The organism is Leptospira vanthielii serovar Holland str. Waz Holland = ATCC 700522 (genome assembly GCF_000332455.1).
Taxonomy (GTDB): domain Bacteria; phylum Spirochaetota; class Leptospiria; order Leptospirales; family Leptospiraceae; genus Leptospira_A; species Leptospira_A vanthielii.
Genome location: NZ_AOGY02000034.1, coordinates 1 through 5,918, shown reverse-complemented (window position 1 = coordinate 5,918; position 5,918 = coordinate 1). Strand labels below are relative to the sequence as shown.

Genomic DNA, 5,918 nt, shown 5'->3' with positions numbered 1-5,918 from the left:
ATTTGATACTGAATAATTAATGAAAGAATTTCTTGAATAACCTTTAGATAATTCTCTGGAAATGCTTGAAGGACTTCGATTCAGTATCTTAGCTATACTTCTAATACTTTCCTCTTTAAATCGCATCTCAGCAATTACTTCCCTTTCTTTCAAATTAATTCTTGTATAATGATTCATTTATTAACACCTTATTCATTAGATTATCGGTGTTGCGTTAAAAATTTGATTCTACCCAGAATAAAGTTGGATATAAAGTAATAAATATAAAAGGTGAACGAAAATGGAAATAATTACATTATCAACTATAACTTGTCCAGAGTGCGGGTTTAGAAAGAAAGAAGAGATGCCTATAAATGCCTGCCAACATTTTTATACATGTGATAGTTGTTTGTATTACATGAAGCCTAAGAATGGTGATTGCTGTGTATTTTGTTCTTTTGGAACAGTGAAATGTCCTCCGAAACAAATTGAAGGATGTTGTTAATTCCTCAATTAATTAATTTAAAATTTGACTTTGAAAATGTCGCATAACGAACTAGCCTTAACGACGTAGGCTGACCCTGAGTCCCGACGGGACGTTAGGGACTGGAACGACACTTGCGGACGCAAGGGGAGTGCCAGAAGCCTATGTGTCGCAGACCGAGCGAGGCCTTGTGCCGAAGCGAAGCGTTAAGTCGCTGTTATGCGCCGTTCTGACTTTCGAATTTATTTATATATTCAGTAATAAAATTATAGCTGAAATCGTTTAAGAATTCTGCTGTAGTAGCATTTTCGCCAATTGTCATTATTGTATTTTCTATATGTTTATCAATTAATTGATTAAGTTCTCTTTTGAAAAATACTCTTTCCATAAATGGATAAAAAGTCTCTTTGAATTCTTCAAGGTTAACCGATGTTGATTTCTTTGCATTTGTAATTTTTGATATATCGAATTTAGTATCTTCGTGGTGTCCTCTCCCTTCTGGATTTTCTGTAAAATTAAAAGAGAAATCGGGTCCTGAATATTGTTCTGTTAAAACAAAATAATATTTTATTAAATTGAGATATTGGACATATGCGATGATTTTATTGTTTTGACCAATTATTATAATTACGTTATCTACATTGTTCGGATTTTTAAGCGGTGATTGATGCGTAGTAAAGTAATTTGGATATGGCTTATTATTGCATAGAAATTCTATTAAATTATCTATATATTTTTTTTCTATGCCTTTTGAGAGTGCAAAATTTATAATGCTCTTGGCTATACAAAAAATAACCGATTTTTCATATAATGGAATGTTTATTTTATTTTCTGTAAAATCTTTTTGACCGATTTCAATGTCATATATTTGGCTATTCTTGTCGATTTCGTCACTAAGGTTGTGTTTTTCTTTTATGGATTTTAGTTTTTTCTCAAGTTCTAATCTGGAATTTTCCTCTATATTTATAGATAGTATTTTACCTTGCTTATCTTTTTCTATATGAACCTTTGGCCGTTCTAATTTGCCTTTTCGATTAGCGAATACCTTAACTACCCTGTCTTTAGTTTCTAATAAATAATATTTTTTGTCTTTGTTGTTTCTATCTACATCAAGTAAAATGCAAAAAAAATTCAATTTCGTCTCGAGTTCTGCTTCTATAGTGTGACCAAAAGAATTGTTATGTTTTTGGCATAAGATTCCTGAAACTTTAAATTTTCCTCCAATTTGTTGAGGGAAAATATGTTCCTTAGAAGTGTTACTCGAATGTGTTTTTTCTGTATGGTAGCAGTTCATATCTCAGAATGGCGCATAACGAACTAGACTTACCGAAGTTGTCCGACCCTGAGTCCCGGAACGGGACGTTAGGGACTGGCACGCAGTTTGCGGATGCAAACGAGTGACAGAAGGACAATTTGCCGGAGGCCGAGCGAGGCCTTGTGCCGAAGCGTAGCGGTAAGTCGCTGTTATGCGACCGTGGTCTCTTTTGAATAAAATTTATTTCGGTTTTTTGAAGAAGAGAAATATTTGATATACTCCTAAGATGGTTGCAACAATGAACGATAAAATGGAAACCCAAAAGGATTGTTCTGATCTATTCATATATCTTTCAAGTATATTATTCGCATTAATTAAATGTGAAGCAATTTGATGTATATCTTCAGAAATATACATGTAATTTTTACCTGATTTTTGGCGGATTCTTTCAAATAGACTTTTATGATCAATTGAAAGACCATCAAAAGGATGTGTTTCTTTGTTTGTTTCTAGATATTTATTTATACTATTTATAATCTCTTCATTTTTTTTATCTTTTTGATATTCTTTTAGTTTTATATCTTCTAATACATTTTCAAATAATATTTTATCGCTGTCGTATTCTTTTGTTTCATTTAAATAGAATAATTCTTCATTTCTTCGCTCAAATATTAACCTCAAATCGCTTAATGGTGCTTTATTTACGATTGCAGACGTTAGCTGCTGTGTTAATTCGTTTTTATTAGTTCCATAATTGCATTTATGAATAAACCAAAAACTTATTCCTATCATCAAAACTAGTGAGAATACGGTATCGCCTGTTTCAGTTGTTTTTTTTGAATTTTGACTAATAGATTCGTTTATTTCTTTCATAAATACTCTTTTATTTCTTTGGTTGTTTATTTTTTTAGTAGATTAAATTTTTAGACCATGTCGCATAACGAACTAGTGGAGACGACGTTTCCCGACCCTGAGTCCCAACGGGACGTTAGGGACTGGCACGGAGTTTGCGGATGCAAACGAGTGACAGAAGGGAAATGTGGCGTAGCCCAAGCGAGGCCTTGTGCCGAAGCGCAGCGTTTCCACGCTGTTATGCGAAGATGGCGAAGTTTTAAGGGAACTTTGTTCCAAGCCAAAGAATCATACGGCCTAAACAGCTTTCTGTTTTTATTTCTCTGTGATATAAGTTAAATCTTAGCCTGTAATAGATCGGTGTAAATATGGACAGGATTAGGAAAAATGGAGTGAATGAACCGAGAGTAAGAAGCTTCCAGCCTATATCGTATTTTGATTGTATTAGTTGTGCATCTTTTAAAAAAACTATGAATTGGACGTTTACAATTAGTAGCATCAACAATATAATTCGTGTTATTACCGCATAATGATTTGGCATCCAATTTAAATGGTAAGACTGAAATTCCTCGAAAGCACGTTCGCCAGTATATTGCTGAGGAAAGAATGCTAAATATTGTTTATTTGGTTCAGGTTTTGCAAACATATCTAGCTCTTTGCGTAAACTATTTAAAATTAATTGATCCCGTCTAAATGAAAACGACATAGCAGAGACGAGAAGTATTACTCCGTATCCGTAGAGAGCAGTTGCCGTTGTAGCAGCTGCATAAATTAGTGAATTATTTCCAAATATGAGTCTATCATCGACACAGTATGTTCCAATAACATATCCAAGGCCTGCTAGGACAGTCGCAAGTGAAACTGAAATAGTTATTAAAAGTGTAAATTGTGTATTTTGATTAACAGCAAATTGTTCATGAAATGAACTAGCAAATGATTCTTTTAATTTAAGTTTAGATTTTTTTTTATTCAAATTTTTCTCCTATGTTTTTTCGCCAATTTCGCATAACGAACAAGCTAACCAACGTAGGCTGGCCCTGAGCCTCGCAGAGGCGTTAGGGATTGGCACGAGGCTTGCGTAAGCAAGAGGAGTGACAAAAGCCTATGTGCCGAAGGCCAAGCGAGGGCGAAGTCCCGAAGTGAAGTGGTTAGCGGTAGTTAATTGCAGTTGGTTTTCTATTGTATTTGCTAATAATACGAAGTGTTTGAAATCCCAGCGCGCAAATTTTCTTTCTTATTCTTGGTCTTCAAAGCCCGACAATCATTTTTGAATCATGCAGACCGTGACCAAAAAATAATAGGAAATGTAGCGAAATAAATCTCTTAATTCTTATTCTTTTCTTTAAAACGCCTGAATCATTAACAAAGTAATAAAACCGATATAAAGATCTATTATTGAATTGAGCAAAGTTGGACTTTCACCTTTTAAGAAAAATTGCGCGCTGGTTTTTTTGAATAGAATTAACTAATTGCAATTAACGAACTAGGGGAGACGACGTTCCTCGTAGCTGAGCCTACGGAGTAGGCGTTAGCGTCGGCACGCATTCTTGCGTAGCAAGAATCGTGACGGAGAGGAATGTGTCGCAGACCGAGCGAGGCCGCAAGTGCCGAAGCGAAGCGTTTCCCCGATGTTATGCGAAGTCTCTTATTTTAGAGATGTGATTATAGATTTTTTGTCTAATTCGTCTTTCTCTACAATTCGTGACTTGTAAATTTCATGTAGCGACTGATGTTTTTTAAGAATTAGTTCAAAATCATTTTTGCTTTCTTGTTCCAACTCAGTTTTAATTTTCCTAACTTCAGTAATTATTAAATCTTCCATTATGAAATCTCCATTAAAGCTTCCGGTGTAATTAGCAGGGGTGTTTTTAAATTTAATTCTAAATTCAAATCAATTAACGCACTTTGAGTTCTTGGGTTAGAAATGTGTTTCATATTCCAACTTAAAAGATACTCAACTTCGTAAAATGAAGCATATGCAATATGAATAGTATCATATTTTGATTTCTCTGGTATGTTTAATTTTGAAAAATATTTCTCAGCAAGAGCCATAATTTCGACTTTTTCTGCTAAAATTGGCAATTTTTCGGATGCTTTTAATCTTTTTTCAGCTTCGAGTGGATTTCCCTTTGGAATTTCTTCGATAACGGCTAGAGAAATAAAGCAATTAAATTTGTTCATTTCATCTTCCCACCAGTCAATTGTGGTTTCCTGACGTGACAAAGTGCGAATATCTTTAGAAAGTTTGGCCGTATAGTAGCTTATTACTGAAGTTTCAATATAGACACGACTTTTCATCTCTGAGAACTGTTTAACTTTCTGGACTTAGTGTAAAGATTAAAAATTTGTTATTTTTTGAGTTATTTTCCTTAAAGAAAATTTTATAAGAGATTTCGCATAACGAACTAGACTTACCGAAGTTCCCCGACCCAACGGGACGTTAGGGACTGGCACGGAGTTTGCGGATGCAAACGAGTGACAGAAGGGGAATTTGGCGTAGCCCGAACGAGGGCGAAGTCCCGAAGCGTAGCGGTAAGTCGCTGTTAGTTGCAGTTGGGTTTTTGACTAAGCAGATAATTTTAGAGTTCTTATAGAATCTAATTTAGTCTTTAATTTTTCTTTCTTTTCTCTAATATCAAGATCTGTTTGCAAATTTATCCAAAATTTTTCAGACATACCAAAAAACTTGGATAATCGTAAAGACATATCGACGGTTATTTTTCTTTTTCCATGTAAAATGTCTAAGATAGTAGAAGTTGAAACATGAAGTTCCTTTGATAATTTGTAAGGAGTGATTTGCATAGGTTCAAGAAATTCTTCTTTTAAAATTTCTGCAACAGTAGGAGTCGGGATTCTGTTATTTTTCATCTTCTAGTATTATCCTCTAATGGTAGTCAGTAACAGAGACTTGCTTACAATTTCCTTGATCAAATTTAAAAACTATTCTCCACTGATCATTGATTCTAATAGAATAAAATCCAGATAAATCACCTTTTAAACTTTCTAATCTATTAGAGGGACGCCACGTATATCTTCCTCTTTTTCTGCATTATCAATTAAGATAAGTTTCGTAAGAGTCTTTTTTTGAATTTCCGGAGGAATCCTTTTTGAGAATATTTGGTTAAATATTTTCTCTGTTTCTTTGTCTCCGAAAGAAAGAATCATTCCTACTATATCTCTACTGCAGATATAGTAGTCAATCTTTTAATTTGTAATAGTTAATCTTAAATTTAACCCAATTGCAACTAACGAACTAGACTTAACGACGTTCCTCGACCCTGAGTCCCGAACGGGACGTTAGGGACTGGCACGTAGCTTGCGTATGCAAGCGAGTGACAGAAGAGGAAT

General features: G+C 34.3%; 8 protein-coding genes and 1 pseudogene. 1 reads left to right on the top strand and 8 read right to left on the bottom strand.

Going from position 1 to position 5,918, the window contains the following annotated elements; translation table 11 throughout:
• On the bottom strand, nucleotides 1-177 hold a 177-nt coding region (locus tag LEP1GSC199_RS20815; RefSeq protein WP_002979830.1), incomplete at its 3' end, for a helix-turn-helix domain-containing protein.
• A 103-nt stretch (nucleotides 178-280) separates the two neighbouring features.
• Between LEP1GSC199_RS20815 and LEP1GSC199_RS22185 the strand changes: the two genes are divergently transcribed.
• A complete protein-coding gene (locus LEP1GSC199_RS22185) occupies nucleotides 281-484 on the top strand; it encodes a GDCCVxC domain-containing (seleno)protein (RefSeq protein ID WP_081431666.1) in 204 nt (67 codons plus the stop codon).
• A 196-nt stretch (nucleotides 485-680) separates the two neighbouring features.
• Here the strand turns inward: LEP1GSC199_RS22185 and LEP1GSC199_RS07255 are convergent, their stop codons facing one another.
• From LEP1GSC199_RS07255 to LEP1GSC199_RS07230, 7 genes and pseudogenes are all read right to left on the bottom strand, one after another.
• Nucleotides 681-1,757: an HNH endonuclease gene (locus LEP1GSC199_RS07255; protein WP_002979837.1), complete on the bottom strand. Its 1,077-nt coding sequence runs from the start codon at nucleotides 1,755-1,757 to the stop codon at nucleotides 681-683.
• Between the two features lie 201 nt (nucleotides 1,758-1,958).
• A complete protein-coding gene (locus LEP1GSC199_RS07250; RefSeq protein WP_002979835.1) occupies nucleotides 1,959-2,591 on the bottom strand; it encodes a hypothetical protein in 633 nt (210 codons plus the stop codon).
• A gap of 238 nt (nucleotides 2,592-2,829) precedes the next feature.
• On the bottom strand, nucleotides 2,830-3,543 hold the full coding sequence (locus tag LEP1GSC199_RS07245) for a hypothetical protein (protein ID WP_002979833.1): 714 nt from the start codon (nucleotides 3,541-3,543) through the stop codon (nucleotides 2,830-2,832).
• A 672-nt stretch (nucleotides 3,544-4,215) separates the two neighbouring features.
• Nucleotides 4,216-4,392: a hypothetical protein gene (locus LEP1GSC199_RS21265; protein ID WP_157356607.1), complete on the bottom strand. Its 177-nt coding sequence runs from the start codon at nucleotides 4,390-4,392 to the stop codon at nucleotides 4,216-4,218.
• Nucleotides 4,392-4,868, bottom strand: coding sequence for a type II toxin-antitoxin system VapC family toxin (locus LEP1GSC199_RS07240; protein WP_002979839.1), 477 nt, complete (start codon nucleotides 4,866-4,868; stop codon nucleotides 4,392-4,394). The genes LEP1GSC199_RS21265 and LEP1GSC199_RS07240 overlap by 1 nt, the downstream gene beginning before the upstream one ends.
• Nucleotides 4,869-5,135: 267 nt before the next feature.
• Nucleotides 5,136-5,438, bottom strand: coding sequence for a HigA family addiction module antitoxin (locus LEP1GSC199_RS07235; protein ID WP_002976056.1), 303 nt, complete (start codon nucleotides 5,436-5,438; stop codon nucleotides 5,136-5,138).
• 16 nt (nucleotides 5,439-5,454) lie between these two features.
• Nucleotides 5,455-5,735, bottom strand: a pseudogene (locus LEP1GSC199_RS07230) (type II toxin-antitoxin system RelE/ParE family toxin).
• Between the last annotated feature and the right edge of the window lie 183 nt (nucleotides 5,736-5,918).

What these genes read in the sequence shown, in the direction of transcription:
- LEP1GSC199_RS22185 (WP_081431666.1), top strand. Translation starts at nt 281, where the DNA reads ATGGAAATAATTACATTATCAACTATAACTTGTCCAGAGTGCGGGTTT.
- LEP1GSC199_RS07255 (WP_002979837.1), bottom strand. Translation starts at nt 1,757, where the DNA reads ATGAACTGCTACCATACAGAAAAAACACATTCGAGTAACACTTCTAAG.
- LEP1GSC199_RS07250 (WP_002979835.1), bottom strand. Translation starts at nt 2,591, where the DNA reads ATGAAAGAAATAAACGAATCTATTAGTCAAAATTCAAAAAAAACAACT.
- LEP1GSC199_RS21265 (WP_157356607.1), bottom strand. Translation starts at nt 4,392, where the DNA reads ATGGAAGATTTAATAATTACTGAAGTTAGGAAAATTAAAACTGAGTTG.
- LEP1GSC199_RS07240 (WP_002979839.1), bottom strand. Translation starts at nt 4,868, where the DNA reads ATGAAAAGTCGTGTCTATATTGAAACTTCAGTAATAAGCTACTATACG.
- LEP1GSC199_RS07235 (WP_002976056.1), bottom strand. Translation starts at nt 5,438, where the DNA reads ATGAAAAATAACAGAATCCCGACTCCTACTGTTGCAGAAATTTTAAAA.